This window comes from Desulfoferula mesophila, assembly GCF_037076455.1.
In the GTDB taxonomy this organism is placed as follows: Bacteria; Desulfobacterota; Desulfarculia; order Desulfarculales; family Desulfarculaceae; genus Desulfoferula; species Desulfoferula mesophila.
This window is the reverse complement of record NZ_AP028679.1, coordinates 768756-792865: the sequence shown is the minus strand read 5'-3', so window position 1 is coordinate 792865 and position 24110 is coordinate 768756. Positions and strand designations below refer to the sequence as shown.

Here is a 24110-nt window from a genome sequence, read left to right as displayed (position 1 = left end):
TTATTAATTACAGGACGTTGGTTTGTCCAGCCGAGCACGGAGGGCCCTTGCCCGCCGGAACCTGGGCGTCGCTGTTTTTTCTCGGCCAGGCCATGATACCCCATATGCCCCGCGCTGGCACCAGGCGGTTTTGGCGAATCCGCAATGGCGGTGACAGCCCCTATCGTTTTGTCTTGGCGCAACGCGACGGCAAGGTGATCCACGCCAAGAACCTGCCCCAGCAGGCCCTGGCTCAAGCCCCGGCGGGCGGGCGCAGCGCGGCCAGGTCGGCGGCGATCTTGGCCCGGTAGTACTCCACCCGCTGGGGGCTGGCCATGATCATGTCCAGCTGGCGGGTGTGCATGGTCAGATAGCCCAGGGACTTGACCAGTCCCAGGCACCGGGGAGCCTCCAATTCCTCGGAGCGCGCCAGCAAGGCGTCGCCCTTGAGGCTCACCGCCATGCCCAAACCCGCCAGGAACTCCTCCAGGAAGGTTAGCCGGGCCCGCCGGCGGCCCTCGTCCGCCGCCCCTCCCCTAAAGCAGAAGCTCACCAGGTTTTCCGGCGCATTGGGAGTGACCATGGCCTCCAGGGAGGAGAAATGGAAGCCCACCCTGGATTGCAGGTTCATGAACTGTTTGGTGATCAGGAAGTAGTTGCGCTCGGCCAGGCTGCTTTTCACCCCCGTGTTGAGGGCCGGGTTCATGGTGGCCTGGAACATCACCGAGGCCATGCCCTTGGCGTCCATGGGCGGCGGCCCCTGCCAGGGAATCTCCAACAGGCCCTCCCAAAAGGCGTGGAAGGGGGCGCACAAGATATCCTCGATGCGCACGTATTTTTCGGCCAGGGGGTGGCGCAGCCCGTCTTCCAGGTCGATGATCCACCACTGCATGGGCGCGTGATAATAGAGCTGGCGGGCGGCGTGCAAGGGAAAGTGCTCCCGGCCCGCCTGGGAGAACATCTCTTCCACCGCCTTTTGGTGGCAAAAGCGGGTCAGATCGTGCAGGGTGCGGCAGGCCTCGGGGGTGAAGCCGGGGTCCTCGGGGTCCAGCAGGTTGAGCGGCGCGGCCTGGGCGACGACCTGGGCCAGGGCCCGGCGCACCGGGGTGTCGGGCAGGCGCGGCTCCGCCGCCGGGCGGTCGGCCAGGGGCAGGCGCCCGGCGTACACCGCCCGGCCGCCGGCGTCCACCGTGACTTCCCGGCCCTGGGCTAGCTCCCGGCCCGCCGGGCCCACCCCCAACAGAGCGGGCACCCCGAACTCGCGGGCCACGCTGGCCAAATGCCCCGCTTCCCCGCCTTTTACCGCCACCAGGGCCGCGGCCCGTCCCAGCAGGGGGGCCCAACGGGGCAAAGGCTGCTCCACGGCCAGCACCTCGCCCTCGCCAAAGGCCACCGCGTCGCCCCCGGTCTGCACCCAGCGCACCTGGCCCGCCGCCGCGCCGGGGCTGGCGGTGGTGCCGCCGCGCAGGAGCAGGTGTTGCTCGGCCCCCTTGACCAGGGCCCGGCGCCCCGGCCGATCCCCCACCGGCAGGGGGCGGCATTGCAGGATGACCAGCCCGCCCTCCTGATCCAAGGCCCATTCCACGTCCTGGGGCCCGCCGAAATGCTCCTGCAGCCGCCGGGCCGCCTCGGCCACCTCCAAGGCCTGGGCCTTGCTCAGGCTGGGCTCGTCCCTGAGCTCCGGTCCCACCAGGGAAGGCAGCACCCCCTCCACGGGATCGCAGACGTATTGCCGCGGCTTGGCCGCCACCGTTGCCTGGGCCAGGCGGGCCGGCGGGCCGGGAGTCACCCGGAACTGGTCGCAGTCCCAGGAGCCGTCCACCACCGCCTTGGGCAGGCCCCAGCAAGAGCTGACGAGCACCCCCGGCTGGTCCGGGTTCAGGGGATCGGCGCTGTAGGCCACGCCCCCGGCCCGGGCCGGCACCATGGCCAGACAGCCCACGGCCATGGCCGCGTCCTCGTCCCTGAGTCCCATGTGGCGGCGATAGCTTACGGCCGGGGGGCTGAAAAGGCTGGCGATCACCCCCCGGTAGGCCTCGCCCCAGCGGGAGGGATCCACGTTGAGTTCGCTGGTGAACTGCCCGGCAAAGGAGGCCCCCGGCGCGTCCTCGCCCTGGGCGCTGGAGCGCAGGGCCAGACGCAGGGGCTGGTGGCCGCCGTCGTCCAGGGCGTCCAGGCCCTCCTCCACCGCCTGATCCAGCTCGGGGGGGATATGAGCCCGCATGAACAGGCCCTGCACCTGGGAACAGGTGGCCAGCAAGCTGTCCATGCGCTCCAGGTCGGCGATTTGCAGCAGCCGGGCGATCTCCTCGGCCAGGCCGTTGTGCTCCACCACCAGGGCGTAGGCCCGGGTGGTGATGACCAGACCCGGCGGCACGGCTAGGCCCAGCTCGGCCGCCACCCGGCCCAACAGGGCCATCTTGGGCCCGGCCAGGGCCTCGCCGCCCAGCGCCGCCTGGGTCAGGGGCAGCACCAGGGGGCCTTCCGAAGGCGCGGGCGCGGGGCCCAGGGGGCCCTGCACCGCCGCTTGCACCGCCTGGAAGCTGGGGCTCAGGCCGGGATAACGGTCCGGGGCCAGGGCCTCCAGGTTCTGGATCATGCGAAAAACGTTCACCGCCATGGCGGTGGCCCGGCCCCGCACAAAGGCCATGCTGGGCGGGGCGCTCCCCTCCTGGGCCTGCTCCAGCTCGGCCAGGGCCTCCAAGGCCCGCTGGTTGGCGCAGAGCAAATCGCGGAAGCAACGGTAGCGGGCCGCGAACTCGGCCCGCAGGCGCTCCACCTCTTGTTCGTCCGCCGGCTGGGGGCGTTGGGCGAAGAGGCGGCGGAAGTGCTCGACCAGGTTCATGCGCGCCGCCTAGGGGGCGTCGGGCGGCGGGGAGCCGGCCAGTTCGCCGACCACCTTGCGCCGGTCGTAGGCCTCCATGATGCGTTCGATGAGCTCGTCGAGCTTCACCGGCTTGATGAGATAGTCAAAGGCCTCCAGGGCCAACCCCTCCACCCCTGATTCAACCGAGGCGTGACCGGTGAGCAGGATCACCTCCACCTCGGGGTAGCTGTGTTTGATGCGGCGCAGGGCCTCGATGCCGTTCATGCCCGGCATCTTCACGTCCAAGACCACCACGTCCACCTTGTGCACGCGCATGTGCTCCAGGGCGGCCTCGCCGCTGGTGACTCCGGTGGCGTCCACCGAGCGCCGTTGCAGGCGCCGCACCAGGGACTCCAGAAAGTCCCGCTCGTCGTCCACCACCAATACCTTGAATGGGTTCATTTGTTTCTCCGCTCCCGGTTTCACGCCGTGTCGGGCGGCGAATTGGGCAGGCGCGCCACAAAGGTGGCCCCTTGCCCCGGATGGTTCTCCAACTCCAGAGAGCCGCCCAAACGCTGCATTATGGAGTGGCTGATGGAAAGCCCCAGGCCGGTCCCCTGGCCGGGATCCTTGGTGGTGAAGAAAGGATCGAAGATGCGGCCGGCCAGATCGGCCGGCACTCCGGGGCCGCTGTCGCTGACCTTCACCGTCAACCAGGCGCCGTCCGCCTGGCTGCTCACCCTTACGCGACCCCCCTGGCCCACCGCGTCCAGGGCGTTGTCCATGAGGTTCAAGAACACCTGCTGCAACTGGGCCCGGTCGCTTTGCACCATGGGCAGGTTGGGGTTCAGGTCGAGCTGCACCTTCACGTTGTTGAACAGGGCCTCCTTCTCGATGAAGGAGTAGGACTCGCGCAGCACGTCGTTGATGTCGATGCCCTCCATGTGGGGCTCCATGCGCCGGGCGAACTTGAGCATGCGGTGGGTCACCCCGCGGGCCCGCTCAACCTGGTTCTGGATGCGGCTCAGGTTTTCCCCCACCACGTCGCCCTCTTCCAGCTTGGCCAGCTCGCCGGGCACCAGGATGTCCTGCATCTCGCCGGCCAGCTCGCTCATGGCGGCCAGGGGGTTGTTGATCTCATGGGCCACCCCGGCGGCCATGCGCCCCAGGGAGACCAGGCGGGCCGAGTGGGCCAGCTGGGCGTCGATGGCCGCCCGCTCCTCGTCGTTGCGCCTAAGCTGACGGATGAACAGGCGAACCAGGATGAACACCGCCACCATTACGAACAGGCTGGCCAGGCCCAGCACGGCCAGCTCCACGTTGCGCGCCAGGTTGAGCGGCCCCAGGATCTCCCGGGGGTCCTGGTCGATGACCAACAGCCACTTGCCGCCGCAGATCCAGGAAAAGGCGGTGAGCACCTCGCGGCCGTCGGCGGTGGTGCGCTCCACCACCGAACTGCCCGGCGACACCGAACTCATGTCCACCGGGGCGGGGTCCAACACCTTGCCCCCCCGGCGCGAGGGCGTCTGCAAACGTCCCTGACGGTCCAGGATGTAGGCGTCGCCGGACTTGCCCACCTGGGCGGTGCGCACCAGGCGGTTGAACACGTCCGAATCGATGGTGGCCCGAAGCACCCAGCTGTCGCTGCCGTTCTCGTGCTTCACCGCGATGACGAAGTGGGGCACCTGGCGGAAGCCCAGGAACACGTCGCTGACGTAGACCCCCTTTTGCATGGCCTGCTGGAACCAGGGCGCGTCCAGGTACTTCTGTTCCTTGAGCAGGTAGGGGCCCACGTAGGCGCGGTGAAGGCCTTGTTTGTCGATGATGCCCAGGTCCACGAAGCTCCAGGAGCGGCGGTTCATGATAGAGAGCAGGCCGGCCAGCTCGCTTTCGTTGCTCAGTTGGTTCAGGCGCGCCCCATGGGCCAACACCTCCAAAAGAGCGGTGCGCTCGGCCAAAAACAGCTCGATGGCCGTGGCCCGGTTCAGGGCCCTTATCCTGAGCTCTTCCTTGAGGGCCTGGGTGTTGGTGTAGTTGTAATAGTAATACAGGCCCAGCCCCAGGCCGTTGAGCGGCAACAAGGCCACCAAAAGGGCCACAATGGTCATGCGCCGCGAGAGGTTGGCATAGGGACGAGTCATGGCTGTCCCCCTCACTCCCCGTTTTCGCTCAGGTTGTAGTTCTTGGCGGCATAGGCCTGGGCCAACCATTCCACCATGGGCCTGCCGCTCATGAGCATGTCCATCTGCCGGGTGAACAGGATCAGGCGGCCCAACTCCTCCAAGAGTTCCAGCATCTGGGGCGCGGGGTATTTCTTGAGGAAGGCGCTGACCTGGTCGCCGGTGCGCTCCACGCTAAAGCCCAGGTCCGTGAGCAGGCGCTCGATAAGCTCGGCCCTGAGCTGGCGGCGGTCCTCGGTGGCCGCGCCGCCGTGGAAGCGGAAGCTGATGTAGTTGTCGTTTTGCTGGGCGCCCACGAAGCTGTCCAGGGCGGTGAAGTGGTAGCCCACCCGGCAGTTGAAGTTCAGGTACTCCGCGCTGACGATGGCGTAGGCCCGCTGGCCCATGTCGCGCACCTTGCCGTCCCTGGGTGGGGTGAGTAGCGAGGCGCTGAACACCGAGGCCAGTCCCTTAAGGCTCACCGGGCGGGGCCGGTTCCAGTCCACCGCCGGGTCCAACAGGCCCCCCAGCAGGGCCGCCCCGGGAAGCGAGGTCACCTGCTCCGGCTTGATAGCCACCCCCTCGCCGGCGTTCAACCCGCCGCCCAGGTCTATGAGCCACAACTCAAAGGGCAGCACCGCCTCCAGGCGCTGGGCGCCGCCGCCGGGATCGCGCCCCACCTCGTCGCCCAGGCGGAACATCTCCTTGAAGGACATCTCGTGCACGTAGCGGATGATGTCGTGGAAGGTGGAGCAGCGGGCCGGCGCGAAGCGCGGCGAATGGGGGTCGGTGAGGTTGAGCCGGGTGATGAGCCCGGCGGCCTGGTGCCAGTAGGGGATCGGCAAGGGACGCGGGCGGCACAGGGAGGTGGAGGGCTCGGGGCCGGTCAGCTCGGTCACCCGGCCGGGATAGATGCGCCGCCCTCCGGCGTCCACGGTGATCTCCCGCCCCGGCGCTATCAGCTTGGTGGCTTCGCCGGTGCCCACCAGGGCGGGCACTCCCATTTCCCGGGCCAGGGAGGCCAGATGGCCGGCCACCCCGCCCACGTCGGTGACCAAGGCCGCCGCCCGCGGCAGGGCCGCGGCCAAGGCCGGGGAGGAACTCTTGGCCACCAGCACCCCGCCGTCGGGAAAATCCTTGAGGTCCCCGCCGGGCTCCACCACAAAAGCCACCCCGGAACCGGCACCCGGCCGGGCGGTTTGGCCGCCGCTAAGGAGAGGCTCCACCGAGGGGGCGGCCTCCGCGCCGGCGCGCGCGGCCAACACCTGCAAAGGACGCGATTGGAGGATCACCAGGCGGTTGTCGCCGGTGAGGGCCCATTCCACGTCCTGGGGACAGGTGAAGCGCTCCTCCAGCTCCAGGCCCAGGCGGGCTAGCTCCAGGGCCTGGCCTTCGCTGAGCGGGGGTTCCTCCCGCCCGGCCTCGTCCAGCCCGCTGCGGCTCAGGCCCTCGTTCTCCAGGCCCAGGCTCTCCCTCTGGCCGCCGGGGCAAAAATCCAGCAGCAGCGGGGGGTGGCGGCGCTCCAGGCGGTAGAGGTCCGGGTCCACCGAGCCGTCCACCAGGCTTTGGCCCAGCCCGCGCACCGCGCTGATCAAAAGCGGCCCCTTGCCCCCGCCCAGGGGATCGGTGGTGTACATCACCCCGCTGGCCTTGGGCTCCACCATGGCTTGGACCAACACCGCCATCTCCGCGTCCTGGTCCAACAGGCCCCGGCGGCGGCGGTAGACCACCGCCTCGGGCGCGAACAGGGCGGCCACCACGGCCCGGTAGGCCGAGGCCGCCCCATCCGGGGAGACCCCCAACAGGCTGCGGTAAAGGCCGGCAAAGGAGCTTTGGGTGTCCTCGCCCACCGCGCTGGAGCGCAGGGAGATGAGCCCCCTGGCCCCTTGCGCCCCCAGGCGCGCGGCCCCGGCCCTGAGCTCCTTTTCCAGCTCCGGCGGCAGGGGCGCGTCCAAGATTTTCTGTTGCAACAGGCGGCTGAAATCTTCCACCTCGGCCAGGGAGGATCCCTCCAGGATCATCACCGCCTGGCGCAAGGCGCCTCCCAGGCCGCTGAAGTCCATGAAGCTCCGGAAGGCCTCGGTGGTGACCACGAAGCCCTCGGGCACCGGCAGCCCGGCCCGGGCCAGCTCGGCCAGGTTGGAGGCCTTGCTGCCCGCCAGGTGGGCCTCGCCGGGCTCCAAATTCTCCAGGGGCAACACCAACACCCCGCTGCGCGTGCCGCCGCCCTCCTCCAGGATCCGGTCGATCTCCGCCCGGATGCGGTGGAAGGCCACTTCCAATTGGGGGTAGCGGTTGTCGGAGATGTGGCCCAGGTGGCGGATCATCTTGTAGACCTTGGAGCTGGCCGCGATGTAGCGGCTGCGCAGAAAGTCCAGGCCCACCTGGCCGCCCTCGGCCAACTGTTGCTCGATTTCGGCGATGATGGCCAACACCTCGTTGTTGGCCCTCAGCAAATACTTGAACTCGCGGAAGCGCAGCTTGAGCTCCCCGTGGGCCCCGGGACCCAAGCTCCCGTTGCCGCCCCGCAGGCGATTCAAGATTTTGCCGATGCGTTTGACCATCGCGCCGTGTCCCTTACCCCTAGGAATCGCGCCGGGGGGGGTTGGGATCATGCCCCAGGGCCCCGAACATATGCACCGGCCGCCAGGGCTGTCTGGCCGCCTCCTCGGCGGTGACCTTTACCTTGGGGGCCCAGCGCCTGAAGGCCCAGCGGGTACCCAGGATGGTGATGATCACCAGGGGCAGGAAAACCTGCAAAAAGCGCCAGAGCACCACTTCCATCTCAAAATGGGCGTACCAGATGGCGAAGGTCAACTCGCTCAAGAGCAGGATATCCATTACGCCCAGGATCAGGCCTCTACGAAAATCCATGTCCGCTCCTTGTGGAGGCCTTCCCAGCCCCTCCCCATGGCCGGGGCCAAGGGGAGGGGCGGGGAAGTCCGAGGGGTTACTTCTTGCGCAGATCCTGCTTGGTGACGTTCATCACCTTGATAGCCACGTTCTTGCCCTTGTCCGGGAAGTAGGCCACCCGGATCATGTTGCCCACCTCGGGGGCCAGGCCCACCTTGGCCTTGGAGATGTCGAAGGTGGCCTTGTCGCCCTTGATGGGGTTGCGCTCCGGTTGGCTGTTGGCCAACACCAGGGTGTGGCCGCCGTTGTCCACCTGCAGGCAGGCGCCCTGGTAGACCAGGGACTCGTCGGCCTTGTCCAGGCAGCCGGCGGCAAAGACCAGGGCCAGCAGCATGATCGACAGCAATACGATCTTTTTCATCACATACCTCCCGGCCCTATGCCTTGGCCCCGGATGAGCCCATCTTCTTTTCCCGCAGTTCGTTGGCCGCGCCCCGGAACATGATCGCCATGATGTAGATGCAGATGACGCTGATGGCCCCCAGGATGAGCACCGTGGCCGCGGCGTTGGCGCCGTACTGCTTGCAGACGATGGAGATCATGCAGGTAAGCACCGCGCAGCCGAACAGAAGGCGGATGCCGTAGCCCTGGGCGTACTTGGTGGCCACGGTGCCGATCTGGGCGCCTATGGCCGCGCCGCAGAGCATCACGAACACCGCCACCAGCTCGATGCGGCCCTTGAGGCTGTAGGTGAAGGCTCCGTACAGGCCGGAGATCATCACCTCGAACAGGTCGGTGCCCACGGCCACGTGGGTGGGGGCGCCGATGAAGTAGATCAGGGCGGGCATGCGCAGCACGCCGCCGCCCACGCCCAGAAAGCCGGCCAGCACGCCGGTGAGGAAGCTGATGGAGATGGGCAGCCACGCCGAACAGTGGATGTTGGCGACCCGGAAGTGCACCATGGGCGGAATCTTGATCTTGTGCAGGGTCGGCGCCCAGTTGATGCCGCCGGTGGCTCCCGTGTGGCTGGGGTCGTCGCTCTTGGTGCGGCTTCTCACCGCCTTGATGTAATCATAAAACACCATGAACGAGATGAGGCCCAGGAAGATCACGTAGACCCAGCGCACCACCGGGCCCACCCGGCCGATGCGTTCCAGGGCCATGATGCCTTGGGCGCCCACCTCGATGCCCGCCATGGTGCCTATCAGCATGATGAAGCCCAGGCGGTAGTCCACGTTGCCGAATTTGGAGTGCCGCATGGTGGAGATCATCGACTTGCCCGCGATGTGGGCGATGTCGGTGCCGATGGCGAAGGCCATGGGGAATCCCAGGATGTTGAGCCCCGGGGTCACCATCCAGGCCCCGCCCATGCCGAAGAAGCCGCCGATCACCCCCACCGCGAATCCGATCAACACCAGGCCGGGCCAGAAGATATCGACCCCCGCGATGGGCATGTGCATGAATAGCCAATCCATTGTATTCGCTCCTTATGCCCGGGTTGCCTAGTGTTCCACGTGAGTGGCGCCCTTGCCCAGGTCCAGACCGATGTGGCTCATGATCAGGTCCATGAGCAGGCCCAGGCAGACGCCCAGCAGGGAGGTGAGCACCACCGCCCAGGTGGCGAAGAGCCACATGTTCTGGTTGTAGAGGGTGGCCAAATAGAAGTTGAATCCACCCAGGCCTCGGGTGTCGGCCACGACCACCAGTTCGCTGGCTCCACCGCCTCCCGCGGCCCAGGCCCATACGGGCAACAGGCTCAAAAGGGCGGCCGTCAGACCGGCAGCCGTCAGTTTCCTAACCATAAATCTTCTCCCTCTCTAGATTTTTGCCCTTAGTCCGTCCAGGCCCCGCCGTACCCCAGGGGACTGGCAGGCCTTTTTGCCCTATGGCTATCAGTAAAAACGAGGAAGGCCGCCGGGGTAAATGAGGGGGAAACCTCATAGAGGCCATAGCTAGGCACTAATACATGGGGGGAAATCGCCCCGCCGGGCGGGAGAAATCACCATGTGGAACGGGAAACCAACCCTACCGCCAAAGTGGCCGCCGAGCGGGTTTGCACAATAAATAGATTAAATTTTAGGGAGTTAAGGGATTGACCGAGCGCTAAGGCCGATGGGGGGCTATGGGTAGCGGCCTTTAGTCCACCTGGGAGGCGGCTTTCCCCGCTGCACAGCCAGGCGGCGGCAGGCAAGGCGCCCGGCGAACAAGTTAGGCGTTTTGACTATTATCGCAGCCGAGCTTGGGCGCCCCCCAGCGGCACAGCCAGGCGGCGGCAGGCAAGGCGCCGAGGAGCGACAAACGGAGCTGTAGCAAAGCCTACAGCGAGTTCGGAGCGACGATGGCAACGCAGCATCCCGCCGTCTGGCGAAGCCGCCCTACCGTCCCCAGGTGTCGGGATCCACCAACCCAGTAGCCAGGGCATATTTGACCAGGCCGATGACGTCGCGGCGGCCTAATTTGGACATGATTTTGGCGCGGTGGTTGTCCACCGTCTTGGGGCTGAGAAAGAGTTTCTCGGCGATCTGCTTGTTGGAGAATCCCTCCACCACCAGGGAAAGGATCTGGCGTTCGCGGTCGGTGAGGGTCTCGCCGCCGCCGGCGGGCTCCACCGGCGAGGGCATCTTGACGAACTCGTCCACGATGTGCCCGGCCACGGGCGAGTCCAGGTAGCTTTCCCCGGCCAACACCGCCTCCACCGCGTCCAACAGCTTCTCTCCGGCCGAATCCTTGAGCACGTAACCCCGAGCCCCGGCCTTGAGGGCCTCCAGGATGAAGGTCTTGCGCGAGTGCACGCTGAGTATCACCACCCGGATTTCGGGGAACTCCTTGGCCAACTCCTTGGTCAAGTCGATGCCGTTCATCTCGGGCATGGTGATGTCGGTTACCACCACGTCGGGCTTGACCTTGGCGATCAGGGCCAGGCCTTCCAGGCCGCCCGCCGCCTCGCCCACCACTTCCAGGCCGGGGTTGCTGGCCAGCACCTGTTTTATGCCTTCGCGCACGATGCTGTGATCGTCGCAAATTACGACCCTATGCTTTGGACTCATGCCTGACCTCCGGGGTGCACTTCGGCCACCAATACGGTGCCCTGAGTGGAGGTCTTTATGGTAAGCCGACCGCCCACCAGGTTCAAGCGTTCATGCATGCCCAACAGACCCAAACGGCTCCCGCCACCCTGCTCCAATATCTTTTCCACGTCAAACCCCCGGCCGAAATCGCGCACCTCGGCCCGGATCAACCCGTCGCGGGAGTTGAGGCTGACCTCGGCCTTGGCGCTCTGGGAGTGCTTGATCACGTTGGTGAGGGCCTCCTGCACGAAGCGGAACAGGGTGGTCTTCATGGCCGGGCCCAGGGCCCGGTCGTCGATCTTTTCCAAGTGGGTTATCACCTCCAAGGCGCCGTCTTCGGAGAGGCTCTCGCACAGGTCGGTCAGGGCGGCGGTGAGGCCGAAGTTGTCCAGGATGGCCGGGCGCAGACGATAGGCCAGGGAACGGCTGCGGTCCATCACCTCCTGGGTTAGGCGGATGAGCCGGTCCAGGTCGGGCCGGGCTTCTTCGTGGTTGCGAGCCAGGGTCTGCAGGCCGATCTTGAGCGCCGAGAGCAACTGGCCCATCTCGTCGTGCAGATCCAGGGCCAGGCGCTTGCGCTCCTCTTCCTGGGCGTTGATGAGCTGGCCGGAAAGCTCGCGCACCCTTTGCTCGGCCAACACCTGCTGGGTAACGTCGCGGGCCACCCCCCGGCGGCCCAGGCTGCGGCCCCGGGCGTCGTTCAGGCCCCGGGAGTGGATGGAGAGCCAACGCACCCGGCCGTCGGCGGTCTGGTGCCTGAGGGCCAGGATGTTCATGAGGCCGTCGTGCTCGGTAAGGGCCCTTTGCTGGTCGTACTTGGGGCGGTCTTGGGGCAGGACGAACTCCCGGTGCACCTGGCCCAGCATCTCCTCGGGACGTAAGCCCAACACCCTTTCCACCGCCCGGCTCACAAAGGTGAAGCGCCCGTCCTGGTCCAGCTCGAACACCACGTCGGGCAGATCCTGCACCAGGCTGAGGTAGCGCTGGGTGGACAGCTCCAGGTCGGCGGTGCGCTCGGCCACCAGGGCCTCCAGGTGGCGGGCCTCGCCCCGGATGCTCACCAGGCGGCGCTCCTGGGCCCGGTAGCGGGTGAACAACAGGCCCCCCAAAAAGACCAGGCAGCACAGCAAGAGCGCCAAAAACAAAAAGATGCTGCGGAACATGGCCCGGTTGGGGGCCATGGCCGTCTGGTAGTCGTGGATGACCACCACGCTCCAGCCCGAGGCCGGCACCGAGGCCCCGGCGGCGAAAACCTGTTCGCCGTTGCCGGGCAGACGCACCACGCCCACCCAGTGGCGCTCTTTGGGCCCCAGATGCCGGCGCACCAGCGAAGCCATGTCCTCCAGGGCCCCGGCGGGCAGCTCGGCCTTGGCCAGCCCGGCGGCCACCGCCCTGCCGTCTTGATCAAAAAGGAAATAGGTGCGCCCGGGCCGCGCCGCCATCTGCCGGAAAAAGTTTTTCCAAAAAACGGGAGGCTGGGTCACCCCCAAATAGGCGGCTATCTCGCCGTCCAGCCCCCGGACCGGCACCGAGATTATCAGGCAGGGCTCCAGGGTTCCGCAACGGCTGGGCTCCATGCCCGACACCCAGGGGGTGGGGGGCAACAACCCCACCGGCGGCAGCTCCCGGTCGCCGCCCAGCTTGGGCACCCGGGTGAGATAGCGGCCTTGGGTGTCCGCCAGAAAAACCGAGCTGATCTGGGTGTCCAGGGCCAAAACCGGCTGCAGGAAGGAGTCCAGCTCCACCTGGTCTCCCGCGGACACCGCTTGGCGCAGTCGGTCCCGGGAGGCGATGACCCCCAGGAGATTGAGCAGGCCGTCTTGTTGTTCGGCGATGAAGCGGGTTGCGGTCTCGGCCTGGACCAGGGTGGCGTCCTTGTTTTCTTCCGTGGCCTGGTCCCGGATGGTGCTGAACACGGCCAGGGAATAGATCGCGCCCAAGAGGATGGTCAGAAACAGGGCTCCGTAACCCACCCACTGGCTGCGGCGCGGCGGCCTCGTTTTGTGCTCTCTGCCCGGCAAACCGTTTTCTCCTCGCGCCGGGCCTGGTCCCCATGGCCCCGCGCCGCCCCAATATAATACGAGCAGGCGCCGGGGCCCAAGCCCAATAAACGCGGCCGGACCTGCCTAGGCCGCCGGGGAGGAGCCCAGTTTTTTACGGTACAGGGCGTAATAGGCCACCGGCACCACCAGCAGGCTGAAGGCGGTGGAGGCGGCCAGGCCGAAGATAAGGGCCCAGGCCAGGCCGGAGAAGATGGGGTCCAGGGTGATGGGCCAGGCCCCCAGGGCGGTGGTGGCCGCAGTGAGGATGATGGGCCTGAAGCGCACCGCCCCGCTGGCCAGGATGGCCTCCTGGAAGGACAGCCCCTCGTCCAGCTCGTTGTGCACGAACTCTATGAGCACCACCGAGTTGCGGATCACGATGCCCCCCAGGGCGATCATGCCGATCATGCTGGTGGCGGTGAAGAATATGGGGTTGGGCAGGCCGGCCACGGGGGAGCCCCCTATGAGGTTCAACAGCCAGAAACCGGGCATGATGCCCAACAAAGTGAGCGGTATGGCCACCATGAGCAGGGGCGGCACCAAAAAGCTGCCGGTCTGCACCACCAGCAGGATGAAGATGCCCACCAGGGCCGCGCCGAAGGCCAGGCCCAGGTCGCGGAACACCCTGAGGGTGATGTGCCACTCTCCCTCGCCGTCCCAGGACACCTGCACCCCGGGCGGCAGCTTTTCCCGGGCCAGCTTGTCCTGCAAATCCAGGATGGCCGTGGCCGGCGAGCGCCCGGCCAGCTCGGAATAGACCATCACCACCGGCCTGAGGTCCTTGTGCATCACCGGCTGCTCGCTGTCCATCTGCTGGAAGCGGCCCAGCTCGCCCAGGGGCACGCTGCCGCCCTGGGCCGTGGCCAGGGGAAGCTGGCTCAGCTCCTCCAGGCTGGAGCGGGCCAGGCGGGGCAGGATCAGGCGTACCGGCAGGGGCTGGCGCTCATGGGCCAGATGCACCGTGGCCGGCTGCACCCCGCCCAAGGCCAGGCGCAGGGTCTGGATGATGCGCTCGGTGCTAACCCCGTGCAGGCCCGCCTTTTCCTTGTCCACCACGAAATCCCAACGGGGGCGCACCGCTTCGGTGGAATCGTCGATGTCCACCACCAGGTCCTCGGCCCCCATGACCTTGCGCACCAGCGCCGCTCCCTTTACCAGATCGGCGTAGGGGGTGCCGGGGCGGCCGTAGACCTCGGCCACCACCGTGGCCAAAACCGGCGGGCCCGGCGGCAGCTCCACCAGCTTGAGGTTCACCCCGTGGCGCCGGGCGATGTCCGTGAGGTCGGCCCGCAGGCGCAGCATGATCTCGTGGCTCTGCTGCTCCCTGCGCTCCTTGGGCACCAGGTTGACCCGGATGTCGGCCACGTTGCCGCCCCGGCGCAGGTAGTAGTGGCGCACCATGCCGTTGAAGTCCATGGGCGAGGCCGTGCCCACGGTGGAGGTGAAATCCACCACCTCGGGCACCCCGGCCAGGTAGTCCTCGAAGGCACGCACCGCCCGGTCGGTGGACTCCAGGGTGGTTCCCTCGGGCAGGTCCAAGACCAGCTGGAACTCGTTCTTGTTGTCAAAGGGCAGCATCTTCACCGGCACCTGGCGCAGGGCCACCAGCATCACGCTGGCCAGCAGGGCCGCCACGATGCCCAGACCCAGGGCCCAGCGCAGCCAGCGGTGCTCCAAAAAGGGCCGCACCCCCGCGGCGTAAACGCGCCGCAGCAGGGGGGAGGTCAGCTCCCGGGCGGGGACGGGCTCCGCCTCCCGTTGGGACCCGGACGGGGCCAGGCCCTTGAGCAGGCGGTAGCTGAGCCAGGGCACCACGGTGAGGGCCCACAGGGTGCTGAAGGTCACGGTGAGGGGAACGTTGGCGGCCATGGGGGCCATGTAGGGGCCCATCATGCCGGTGATGAAAAACATGGGGGCGAAGCTGACGATGATGGCCAGGGTGGACATGATCACCGGGGGCATCACCTCGTTCACCGCCACCAGGGTGGCGTCCAGGGGCTTGCGCCGGCCCATGCGGATGTGGCGCTGGATGTTGTCCACGTTGGTGATGGGGTCGTCCACCACCAGGCCCAGGGAGAGGATCAGGGCGAACATGGTCACCCGGTTGATGGTGTAGCCGAACAGGTAGTTGACGAACAGGGCCATGGCAAAGGACAGGGGCACGGCGATGGCCACGATGAGCGCCTCGCGCCAGCCCAGGGTGAAGGCCAAAAGGGCCACCACGGTGAGCACCGCAAAAAACAGCGAGTTCATCAGCTCGTCGCTCTTGGTCTGGGCGGTATGGCCGTAGTTGCGGGTCACGGTGAGCCCCACCCCGGCGGGCAGGATCTTGCGCTTGAGGGTCTCGGCCTGGTCCAGGATGTCCTGGGCCACGCTCACCGCGTTGGTGCCGCGCTTCTTGGCCAGGGCGATGGTCACCGCGTTCTCTGGCGGCCGGCCCATGGGCAGGCCCTGGTCCTTGAGCCACAGGCGGCCGAAGCCGATGCGGCTGTAGGTGCCCGGCTCGGCCGGGCCGTCGATGATATGCGCCACGTCGCGCAAATACACCGGGCGGCCCTGGTGCACCCCCACCACCAACTCGCCCACCTGGCGGGCGTTGGTGAGGAAGGAGTCGCTGGTGAGCTGGTAGTTCTGCCCGGCCTGGTCGAAGCTGCCGGCCAGGGCGGCGGAGTCGGCCCCGCTCAGGGCCCTTTGCACCGCCAGGGCGGTGAGCCCGTGGGCGGCCAGGGCCTGGGGACTCAGCTCCACCCGGAGCTGGCGGGGCCGCCCGCCCACGATGTCGCTGCGGGAGATGTCCGGCACTTGGGAGAGATAGAAGAGCATCTCCTCGGCCATGCGCCGCAGCTCGTAGTCGGAGTAGCGGGCCGAGTGCAGGGTCAGGGTGATGATGGGAACGTCGTCGATCTCCACCGGCTTGACCACCCAGCCGGTGACCAGGGTGGGCACCTGGTCGGTGTTCATGGCGATCTTGTTGTAGAGCTTGACCAGGGAGCGCTCCCGGTCCTCGCCCACGAAAAAGCGCACCGTGACCACCGCCTGGCCCTGGCGGGCCATGGAGTACACGTGCTCCACCCCGTCGATCTGCCACAGCAGGCGCTCCAGGGGAGTGGTGACCAGGCGCTCCACCTCGGCGGCGTCGGCCCCCGGCGCGGACACCATGACGTCGGCCAGGGGCACCACGATCTGGGGCTCTTCCTCGCGGGGGGTGAGCATCACCGCGGTCGCGCCCAGGGCCACGGCCAGGATCATCAACAGCACCGAAAGCTGGCCGGTGACGAATGGGCGCACTAGGCGGGCCATCAGGCCCAGGCGCGGCTCCTCGGGTTGAGAAGGATTAACGGGCATGGCCCCCTGCCGGGATGTGCAGTTCCTCGCCGCCCCGCAGGCCCGACAGCGCCTCGACGTCGGCGCCCTGGCGGCGTCCGGTGGTGATCATGGCCCGTTGCCAGGCCCCGTCATGCTTCACGGTGACCATCTCCAACTGGCCCACCATCTGGACGGCGGCCGCCGGGATGAGCACCGCCGGACGCCGGCCCACCGGGATGAGCAAACGGCCGTACATGCCCGCGAACAGCTCGGGGGCCTCGGGCAGGTTGGCCTTGACCACAAAGGTGCGAGTGGCCGGATCGGCCGAGGGCACGATCTGCTCCACCTTGGCAACGAGCCGCCGGTCCTGGGCGGGCAGTTCCACCGTCAACTCCTGGCCGGGGCTCACCCGGCTCACCAGGCGCTCGGGCACCAGGGCCTCCAGGCGCAGCCCCCGGCCCGCCTCCATGATCAAGAGGGGCCGCCCCGGCAGGGCCAGGTCGCCCGGCTCGGCCAGGCGCTTGAGCACCCTCCCGGGCACCGGGGCGGTGACCCGGGTGTAGTCCAAGGCCACCTTGGCCTGCTCCACCCCGCGCTGGGCCTGGGCCTGGCGGGCCAGGGCCCCGTCCAGGGCCTCGGTGGCCTGCTCCATCTGGCGCTGGGTGGCCGCCTGGCCCGCCAGCAGACGCTTGATCCGCTGGTGTTCCGAGCGGGCCAGCTGCACCGCCGCCTGGGTCTCGATAAGCGCCTGGCGGGCCTGCTCCAGCTTGGCCTGGTACTCTCGGCTGTCCAGCACCACCAACTCCTGGTTTTGCTTGACCATCTGGCCGGGTTCCGCCTTTAGGGAAAGGATGCGCCCCGGCACGCGGGACTCCACCTTGATCTCGCTGATGGGGCGCAGGGTGCCCACGGCCGGGTAGTTGATGGGCAACTCCACCCGCCGGGCCTTGACCACCTCGCCCTGGGGCGCGGCGGTGGTCTGGGCCTCCACCCGGCCGGGGGCTATCTTGCCCAGGTCAAGAAAACCGCCGGTGTAGAGAATCAACACCACCAGGGCCAGGCAGCCGGCCAACACGGTAATAAGCTTAAGTTTGTTACGGGGCACGGCGCGTATCCTCCCGGCGGGCCCACAAACCCAGGGAGCGGGCGATGTCCGCCCCGGCCTTGGCCTGGTCATAGCGGGCGGCGGCGGCCCTTTGCCGCGCCCGGGTGAGATCCAACTCGGCCTCCAGATAGCGGGTCACCGTGGCCGCGCCGCCGTCGAACTGGCGCTGCACCAAGATCAGCGACTGGTCGGCGCTGGCCAGGCTGGCCTGGCTGACCCGGCAGCGGGCCTGGGACGCGGTGAGGTTGAGATAGGCGCTCTTGACCTCCAGCTGCACCTGGCGGGTGGTCTTGCGGTCCGCGGCCAGCATGCGCTCCAGGTTGGCCGTGGCCGCCCGCACCTGGGCGTCGGTGCTCATCCCGGTGAACAGGTCCCAGTTGAGCACCAACCCCGCCACCCAGTTGGTGTTGTCGCCATCGAACTGGCCGGGGGTGTAGGCGTCCAGGTACACCTTGCCCTGGGCGTCCAGGGTGGGCAGGTAGCCCGAGCGGGCCTGGCTTACGGCCATGGCCGCCCGCTCCACCTGGCGGCGGGCCTTTTTCAGCTCGGGCCGAAGCTCCAGGGCCAGCGACAGGCCCTCGCGGTAGGCGGCCGGGGTCTTGGCCTGGGGCGCGTCGCCCTCGGTCAGGCTGAACACCGAATCCGGGTCGGCCCCCATGAGGTTGGCCAGGGCGGCCAGGGCCAGGCGATGTTGGTTTTCGGCCCGCACCAGCTCTTCCTGGGCCTGGGCCAGGCGCACCTGCAGGGAGAGCACGTCGGCCTTGAGCACCCCGCCCGCCTCGTAGCGCAGGCGCATGGAGCTTAGCTGGGACTCCACCGTCTTCTGGGACTGGGCGGCTATGTTGGCGAAATCACGGGCGGCCAGGCCGTTGTAAAAGGCCTGGATCACCGAGGCCACCAAGGCGTTTTCCACGCTCTGGCGGTCCAGGCGGCTGATTTCGACCCCCGTGGCGGCCATGCGCTGCTTCAGTAGGTCGCGGCCGCCCCGGTAGAGGTTCCATTGCCCCTGCAACGCGGCTTCGAAGTTCTGGAAGGTGCCGGGCTGATTGAAGTTTACGTTATTGCCCAAATCGCGCTGGTCGATGGTGGCAAACAGATAGGCGCTGGGCGCGTCGCCCCGCTGGTAGGCGCCCTGGGCCCTGATGGCCGGCCAAAAGGCGGCCAGGGCCTGGTCCACCAGGGCCTCGGACTGGCGAATGCGGGCCAGGGCCATCTCCTGGTCCGGGCTGTGGGCCAGGGCCAGGCCCACCGCCTGGCGCAGGCTGAGGCTGGCCGGCACCTTGGCCTCGGGCAGGGCGGCGGAGGCCGCCCGCTCCCCCTTGGCGGGCGCGGCGGCGTAATCGGCCTTGATCGCCTGATAGCTGGGGGCCTGGGTTTTGGCGCAGCCCGCGCCCAGAGCCAGGGCCAGGGCCAAGACGGCGGCGGGGCCGATTGCGCGGTGGTTGAGGGCAGGCATTGACTACCTAATAAGTATAGTAATATTACGCATAAAGTTTATCGTACTCTATTGTGAGCAAATCGGCTGCGGCTTTCAACCACGACCCACCGGCCGGGGGCGAAACCGGGGTTTTGGGAGGCTTATTTTCTTGTGTGAAATTCTCCTTTGGAGTAAGCTTCTTTGTCAATCAACCATTTACCATAACTATTGCCAATGGTTGGAGCCAGGGGCCGCCACTAGCCGATAGTCCAAGCAGCCTATCCCCCTGGTTTTTGTGCGAGTTCTCACAATGCCTTCCTCCTCCCCAGGGCCCGCGCGCGGCCGTCCGGGGCCGGAAGGATCACACCAGCAACGAGGGAGACCGGCCAGATGATCATAGAAGCCTTGGCACTGGGTGGATTGGGATGCCTGGCGGCCATGGGTTTGGGCGTAGCGGCCAAAGTGTTTTTCGTGGAGGTTGACCCCCTGGTGGCCGCCATCGAGGAAGCCCTGCCCGGCGCCAACTGCGGAGGCTGCGGCTATGCCGGCTGCGCCACCGCCGCCGGCGAGATCGCCAAGGGCAACATGGCCCCCAACGGCTGCGTGGGCGGCGGGCCCACCGTGGCGGTGGCCGTGGCCGCCATCCTGGGAGTCGCCGTCTCGGAAACCGAGCCCCAGATCGCCCAGGTAGGCTGCCGCTACCCCGTGCAGCGGGCCGACCTCAAATACCACTACAGCGGAGCCACCGACTGCCGTGCGGCCATCCTTTTGGCCGGCGGCCCCAAGGAGTGCCCGGTGGGCTGCATCGGCCTGGGCTCCTGCGCCAAGGCCTGCCCCTTCGACGCCCTGAGCATCGACCCCGACGGCCTGCCGGTGGTGGACCAGTATCGCTGCACCGGCTGCGGCACCTGCGAGCGCACCTGCCCCATGGGCATCATGCACCTGACCTCGGTGAGCGACCGCATCATGGACGAGATCACCGTGGAGGACTGCTCGGCCCCCTGCCAGCGCCGCTGCCCGGCGGGCATCGACATTCCCCAGCAGATCAAGCACACCGCCATGGGCGACTACGCGGGCGCCCTGTCGGTCATCAAGGAGCGCAACCCCCTGCCCCTCATCTGCGGACGCATCTGCCCCCATCCCTGCGAGGCCGAATGCCGGCGCAACCTGGCCGACGAGGCGGTGGCCATCAACCCCCTCAAGCGCTTCGTGGCCGACCACGAGCGCCAGAGCGGCAAGCGGGTCATGCCCTACAAGGCCCCGGCCACCGGCAAGAAGGTGGCGGTCATCGGCGGCGGCGTGGAGGGGCTGACCACCGCCTACTTCCTGGCCCGCCTGGGCCACAGCCCGGTGATCTACGAGGCCAGAGAGCAGTTGGGCGGCCTGCTGCGCACCGCCATCCCGCCCGAGCGCCTGCCCCGGGAGGTGCTGGATTGGGAGATCGAGGGCATCCTGGCCATGGGGGTTCAGGCCAAGACCGGCCAGACCCTGGGCCGGGACTTCGACCTGGGCACCCTGTACGCCGAGGGCTTTGACATGGCCGTGTTGGCCACCGGCGGCTGGGACGCGGCACTCATGCTGGGCGACCCCTCCCAGGCGAAGCCCGCCATGCCGGGCCTGGAGCTTTTGCTGCCCCTGATGATCTCCTGGGCCCAGGGCCGCGAGGTGGCGCTGGGCGACAAGGTGGTGCTGGTGGGCGGCGGCAAGCAGACCCTGGCCGCGGCTCGCGGCTGCGCCGAGCGCGGGGCCAAGGAGGTGACCATCCTGTGGCCCACCGGCCGCGAAGCCACCGGCGTGGACCCCAAGGAATTGGAAAAGGCCCAGGAAGAAGGCATCAAGATGCGCTTCAAGGCCACGGTGCTGAGCCTGGAGGGCAAAGACGACCGCCTGACCGGCCTGACCTATGGCCAGCCCGCCAACGGTCAGGCCGCCCGCCAGGAGACCCTGGCCGCGGACACGGTGGTGGCGGCCAGCGGGCGGGTGCCCGGCGCCATCTTCGTGCCCATCTCGCCGCGCGACGACGAGGGCAAGCTCACCGGCGGCGCCTGGCGCACCGAGATGCCCTATGCCCCGCCCAGCGGCGGAAGCGGCGGCTTGTTCCAGGCCGAGGAGGCGATAAGCGACTTTAGGGCGGCGGTGGAGGCCATCGGCGCCGGACGCCGGGCGGCGGCCTCCGTGCACCAGCTTCTGAGCGGCGAGGAAGTGGCCGCGCCCCGGGGCATGCTGGCCCAGGGCGACAAGGTGCTCACCGTGGAGCAGGTGTTCAACCTGCTGGACGCGCCCGAGCGCCAGCCCATGCCCCTGGCCGACGAGGCCGCCCTTTTGGAGGGCAGCTCCGAGGCCGAGCTGGGGCTCAGCGAGGAAGCGGCCCGCAAGGAGGCCCGGCGTTGTCTCAACTGCGGGCTGATTTGTTACTACCGGACCAAGTACAACTAGCACCGTTTTGGTGTTGCCATGGCCGGCCCCCCGCGCGGCCGCCAGACCGAGAGCGGACATGGACACTAAGCAAAAGATCATCGCTCGCGCCAAGGAGCTTTTGACCAGCGGCGAGATAGACGGCTTCTTGGCCCTGAAGCAGGAGGGCGTGCACATCGCCCCCCACCTGTTCACCGACCCCGAGGAGCTGGACTCGCTCTCCCTGGGCGACGGCCAGGGCCTGGGCGACGCCCGCTACCCCCTGGTCAAGCTGCTCTACAGCCTGGCCCAGCGCTTTCCCCAGGAGAAGTTCGGGGTCATGGTCCGGGGTTGCGACGAGCGGGCCCTCACGCAGCTCGCCAAGGAAGACCGCTCCAGCCCGCTGAGGGCCGGGCGGGTGGTGCCGGTGGGCTTCTCCTGCCCCGAAGAGCTGGCCAAGGCCTGCGAATGCGCCAAGCCCTGGCCCGACGCCTTGGTGGCCGGGGAAAAGGGCGAGGGCTTCCCGCCGCCCGAGGCCGACATGGCCGACCTGATGGCCGAGCTGCAGCAATGGTTCGGCGAGGCCGACCGCTGCCTCAAGTGCCTGGGCTGCAAGAACTCCTGCCCGGTGTGCGTGTGTCATGAGTGCACCCTGGAAGAGGAGGCCATGCTGCCCCAACGCCAGCTGCCGCCCACGCCCAACTTCCTGTTCACCCGCGCGGTGCACATGGTGGACCGTTGCGTGTATTGCGGCCTGTGCGAGGCGGCCTGCCCGGCGGGTATACCCCTTAAGAAGCTCTACCGCCTGGTGGCCCAGTTGGTGGGCCAGGGGATTCCCCTGGTGGGGGCCAGCCCCCGGCCCCAGCCCCAGGCGCCGGCCCAACTTTAGTAGAAGCCCCTCTAGCCAGAGAGAGACGGGACCATGGATTACAAAAGCACCTTGACCGTTTGCCCCTACTGCGGCTGCGGGTGCAGTTTTTATTTGGAGACCATAGACGGCAAGCTGGTGGGCACCAAGCCCTCGGCCACCAGCCCGGTGAACAACGGCAAGCTGTGCGTCAAGGGCTGGAAGGTGCACGAGTTCGTGCAGAGCCCCCGGCGGCTCACCAAGCCCATGCTGCGCAAGAACGGCGAGATGGTGGAGGTCTCCTGGGACGAGGCCCTGGACTTCGTGGCCGACAAGCTAAAAGAGATCAAGGCCGAGCACGGACCGGACTCCATCGCCTTCTTGGCCTCGGCCAAGATCACCAACGAGGACAACTACGTCCTGCAAAAGTTCGCCCGCGCGGGGGTCGGCACCAACAGCGTCGATCACTGCGCCCGTCTCTGACACAGCTCCACGGTGGCCGGTCTGGCCGCCGCCTTCGGTTCCGGCGCCATGACCAACTCCATCGAGGAGTTGGCCACGGCCGACACCATCTTCGTGATTGGCTCCAACACCACCGCCGCCCACCCCCTGGTGGCCGACCGGCTGTACCGGGCCAAAAAGAACGGGGCCACCATCATCGTGGCCGACCCCCGCAAGATTCAACTGGCGCTCACCGCCGACCTGTACGTGAGCCAGGCCCTGGGCTCCGACGCCGCCCTGATCAACGGCATCGCCCACATCATTATTAAAGAGGGCTGGCAGAACCAGCAGTTCATCGACGAGCACACCGAGGGCTACGAGGCCTTCAAGGCGCTGGTGGAGACCTACACCCCCGAGCGCACCACCGAGCTCACCGGGGTGTCCAAGGAGGACCTCTATTTCATCGCCGAGAAGTACGCCAAGGCCACGGCGGGCTCCATCGTCTATTGCATGGGCATAACCCAGCACACCTCGGGGGTGGACAACGTGAAGAGCCTGGCCAACCTGGCCATGCTCACCGGCCAGATCGGCCGCGAGTCCACCGGCGTGAACCCCCTGCGCGGCCAGAACAACGTGCAGGGCGCCTGCGACATGGGCGGCCTGCCCGACGTCTACCCCGGCTATCAGAAGGTGGACGTGCCCGACAACCAGGCCAAGTTCTCCCAGGCCTGGGGAGCCGAGCTGAGCCTGAAGCCGGGCCTCAAGATCCCGGAAATGCTCACCGGCCTGAACGACGGCTCGGTGAAGGCGCTGTTCGTGGTGGGCGAGAACCCCATGATGAGCGACCCGGACCAGCACCACGTGGAGCAGGCCCTCAAAAAGGCCGAGCTGTTGGTGGTCCAGGACATCTTCGACCACCAGACGTTGCAGTTGGCCGACGTTTTCCTGCCCGGCGCCTCCTACGCCGAAAAGGACGGCACCTTCAGCAACACCGAGCGCCGGGTGCAGCGTTTGCACAAGGCGGTGGAGCCGGTGGGCGAGTCCAAGGCCGACTGGGAGATCACCCAGGAGATCAGCAACCGCTTCGGCTATCCCATGAACTACGCCTCCCCGGCCGAGATCATGGACGAGATCGCCCAGGTGACTCCCCAGTACGGAGGCATCAACTACGAGCGCCTGGAGGGCGAGGGGCTGTTGTGGCCCTGCCCCACCACCGATCACCCCGGCACCAAGTTCCTGCACTCCGGGGGCAAGTTCGCCCGGGGCAAGGGCCTGTTCCACGCCATCGAGTGGCGGGCCCCGGCCGAGGTGGTGGACGAGGAATACCCCCTGTGGCTCACCACCGGGCGGGCCCACGTGCACTATCACACCGGCACCATGACCCGCAACTCCCCCTCGCTGCACGCCCTGATGCCCGAGGGCTTCGTGGAGATAAACCCGGCGGAGGCCGAGCAGCTGGGGGTGGGCGAGGGCGAGATGCTCAAGCTGACCACCCGGCGCGGCAGCATCGAGGCCAAGGCCATGATCACCGAGCGGGTGCGGCCGGGCATGGTGTTCGTGCCCTTCCACTTCATGGAGGCCTGCGCCAACGTGCTCACCAACCCGGCCCTGGACCCGCTGTGCAAGATCCCGGAGTTCAAGGTCTGCGCGGTCAAGCTGGACAAGGCGGCCTAGGCGCCGGCCATGAAACGCC

At 67.7% G+C, this 24110-nt stretch carries 16 protein-coding genes; 3 read left to right on the top strand and 13 right to left on the bottom strand.

Annotated elements, in window-relative coordinates; translation table 11 throughout:
• Positions 1–232: 232 nt before the first annotated feature.
• The 13 genes from AACH32_RS03515 to AACH32_RS03455 form a co-directional block, all read right to left on the bottom strand.
• Positions 233–2824, bottom strand: a complete 2592-nt coding sequence (locus tag AACH32_RS03515; protein WP_338605393.1) for a PEP/pyruvate-binding domain-containing protein — start codon at positions 2822–2824, stop codon at positions 233–235.
• 9 nt (positions 2825–2833) lie between these two features.
• Entirely contained in the window at positions 2834–3247 is a 414-nt protein-coding gene (locus AACH32_RS03510; protein ID WP_338605392.1) for a response regulator, read from the bottom strand.
• 20 nt (positions 3248–3267) lie between these two features.
• Complete coding sequence (locus AACH32_RS03505; protein ID WP_338605391.1) at positions 3268–4926, bottom strand: sensor histidine kinase; 1659 nt, start codon at positions 4924–4926, stop codon at positions 3268–3270.
• A gap of 11 nt (positions 4927–4937) precedes the next feature.
• Positions 4938–7508: a PEP/pyruvate-binding domain-containing protein gene (locus AACH32_RS03500; protein WP_338605390.1), complete on the bottom strand. Its 2571-nt coding sequence runs from the start codon at positions 7506–7508 to the stop codon at positions 4938–4940.
• Positions 7509–7527: 19 nt separating this feature from the next.
• Positions 7528–7818 (bottom strand): hypothetical protein, encoded by a 291-nt coding sequence (locus tag AACH32_RS03495; protein WP_338605389.1) that lies wholly within the window; start codon positions 7816–7818, stop codon positions 7528–7530.
• A gap of 76 nt (positions 7819–7894) precedes the next feature.
• Complete coding sequence (locus AACH32_RS03490) at positions 7895–8218, bottom strand: hypothetical protein (protein ID WP_338605388.1); 324 nt, start codon at positions 8216–8218, stop codon at positions 7895–7897.
• 16 nt (positions 8219–8234) lie between these two features.
• On the bottom strand, positions 8235–9272 hold the full coding sequence (locus AACH32_RS03485; protein WP_338605387.1) for a sulfite exporter TauE/SafE family protein: 1038 nt from the start codon (positions 9270–9272) through the stop codon (positions 8235–8237).
• A 27-nt stretch (positions 9273–9299) separates the two neighbouring features.
• Positions 9300–9599 (bottom strand): DVU0150 family protein, encoded by a 300-nt coding sequence (locus tag AACH32_RS03480; protein WP_338605386.1) that lies wholly within the window; start codon positions 9597–9599, stop codon positions 9300–9302.
• Positions 9600–10172: 573 nt separating this feature from the next.
• Entirely contained in the window at positions 10173–10844 is a 672-nt protein-coding gene (locus AACH32_RS03475; RefSeq protein WP_338605385.1) for a response regulator transcription factor, read from the bottom strand.
• Positions 10841–12886: a PAS domain S-box protein gene (locus tag AACH32_RS03470; RefSeq protein ID WP_338605384.1), complete on the bottom strand. Its 2046-nt coding sequence runs from the start codon at positions 12884–12886 to the stop codon at positions 10841–10843. The genes AACH32_RS03475 and AACH32_RS03470 overlap by 4 nt, the downstream gene beginning before the upstream one ends.
• Before the next feature lie 105 nt (positions 12887–12991).
• Positions 12992–16252, bottom strand: a complete 3261-nt coding sequence (locus tag AACH32_RS03465) for an efflux RND transporter permease subunit (RefSeq protein ID WP_338605383.1) — start codon at positions 16250–16252, stop codon at positions 12992–12994.
• The gene (locus tag AACH32_RS03460) at positions 16242–17318 is read right to left on the bottom strand and encodes an efflux RND transporter periplasmic adaptor subunit (protein WP_338605382.1); all 1077 of its coding nucleotides are present in this window, start codon (positions 17316–17318) and stop codon (positions 16242–16244) included. Before AACH32_RS03460 ends, AACH32_RS03465 begins: the two co-directional genes overlap by 11 nt.
• On the bottom strand, positions 17308–18774 hold the full coding sequence (locus AACH32_RS03455) for a TolC family protein (protein WP_338605381.1): 1467 nt from the start codon (positions 18772–18774) through the stop codon (positions 17308–17310). The genes AACH32_RS03460 and AACH32_RS03455 overlap by 11 nt, the downstream gene beginning before the upstream one ends.
• Positions 18775–19125: 351 nt before the next feature.
• Between AACH32_RS03455 and AACH32_RS03450 the strand changes: the two genes are divergently transcribed.
• Genes AACH32_RS03450 through fdhF form a run of 3 tightly spaced genes read left to right on the top strand, consistent with a single transcriptional unit; the run spans position 19126 to position 24091 of the window.
• Positions 19126–21171 (top strand): FAD-dependent oxidoreductase, encoded by a 2046-nt coding sequence (locus AACH32_RS03450; protein ID WP_338605380.1) that lies wholly within the window; start codon positions 19126–19128, stop codon positions 21169–21171.
• A gap of 58 nt (positions 21172–21229) precedes the next feature.
• Positions 21230–22018 carry a 4Fe-4S binding protein gene (locus AACH32_RS03445; protein ID WP_338605379.1) on the top strand — a complete coding sequence of 263 codons (789 nt, stop codon included), beginning with the start codon at positions 21230–21232 and terminating at the stop codon, positions 22016–22018.
• Between the two features lie 33 nt (positions 22019–22051).
• Complete coding sequence (gene fdhF / locus AACH32_RS03440) at positions 22052–24091, top strand: formate dehydrogenase subunit alpha (protein WP_338605378.1); 2040 nt, start codon at positions 22052–22054, stop codon at positions 24089–24091.
• The last annotated feature ends 19 nt before the right edge of the window (positions 24092–24110 follow it).

Excerpts from the sequence above, each read along its gene's own strand:
- AACH32_RS03515 (WP_338605393.1), bottom strand. The coding sequence starts at position 2,824 with ATGAACCTGGTCGAGCACTTCCGCCGCCTCTTCGCCCAACGCCCCCAG.
- AACH32_RS03510 (WP_338605392.1), bottom strand. The coding sequence starts at position 3,247 with ATGAACCCATTCAAGGTATTGGTGGTGGACGACGAGCGGGACTTTCTG.
- AACH32_RS03505 (WP_338605391.1), bottom strand. The coding sequence starts at position 4,926 with ATGACTCGTCCCTATGCCAACCTCTCGCGGCGCATGACCATTGTGGCC.
- AACH32_RS03500 (WP_338605390.1), bottom strand. The coding sequence starts at position 7,508 with ATGGTCAAACGCATCGGCAAAATCTTGAATCGCCTGCGGGGCGGCAAC.
- AACH32_RS03495 (WP_338605389.1), bottom strand. The coding sequence starts at position 7,818 with ATGGATTTTCGTAGAGGCCTGATCCTGGGCGTAATGGATATCCTGCTC.
- AACH32_RS03490 (WP_338605388.1), bottom strand. The coding sequence starts at position 8,218 with ATGAAAAAGATCGTATTGCTGTCGATCATGCTGCTGGCCCTGGTCTTT.
- AACH32_RS03485 (WP_338605387.1), bottom strand. The coding sequence starts at position 9,272 with ATGGATTGGCTATTCATGCACATGCCCATCGCGGGGGTCGATATCTTC.
- AACH32_RS03480 (WP_338605386.1), bottom strand. The coding sequence starts at position 9,599 with ATGGTTAGGAAACTGACGGCTGCCGGTCTGACGGCCGCCCTTTTGAGC.
- AACH32_RS03475 (WP_338605385.1), bottom strand. The coding sequence starts at position 10,844 with ATGAGTCCAAAGCATAGGGTCGTAATTTGCGACGATCACAGCATCGTG.
- AACH32_RS03465 (WP_338605383.1), bottom strand. The coding sequence starts at position 16,252 with ATGCCCGTTAATCCTTCTCAACCCGAGGAGCCGCGCCTGGGCCTGATG.
- AACH32_RS03455 (WP_338605381.1), bottom strand. The coding sequence starts at position 18,774 with ATGCCTGCCCTCAACCACCGCGCAATCGGCCCCGCCGCCGTCTTGGCC.
- AACH32_RS03450 (WP_338605380.1), top strand. The coding sequence starts at position 19,126 with ATGATCATAGAAGCCTTGGCACTGGGTGGATTGGGATGCCTGGCGGCC.
- AACH32_RS03445 (WP_338605379.1), top strand. The coding sequence starts at position 21,230 with ATGGACACTAAGCAAAAGATCATCGCTCGCGCCAAGGAGCTTTTGACC.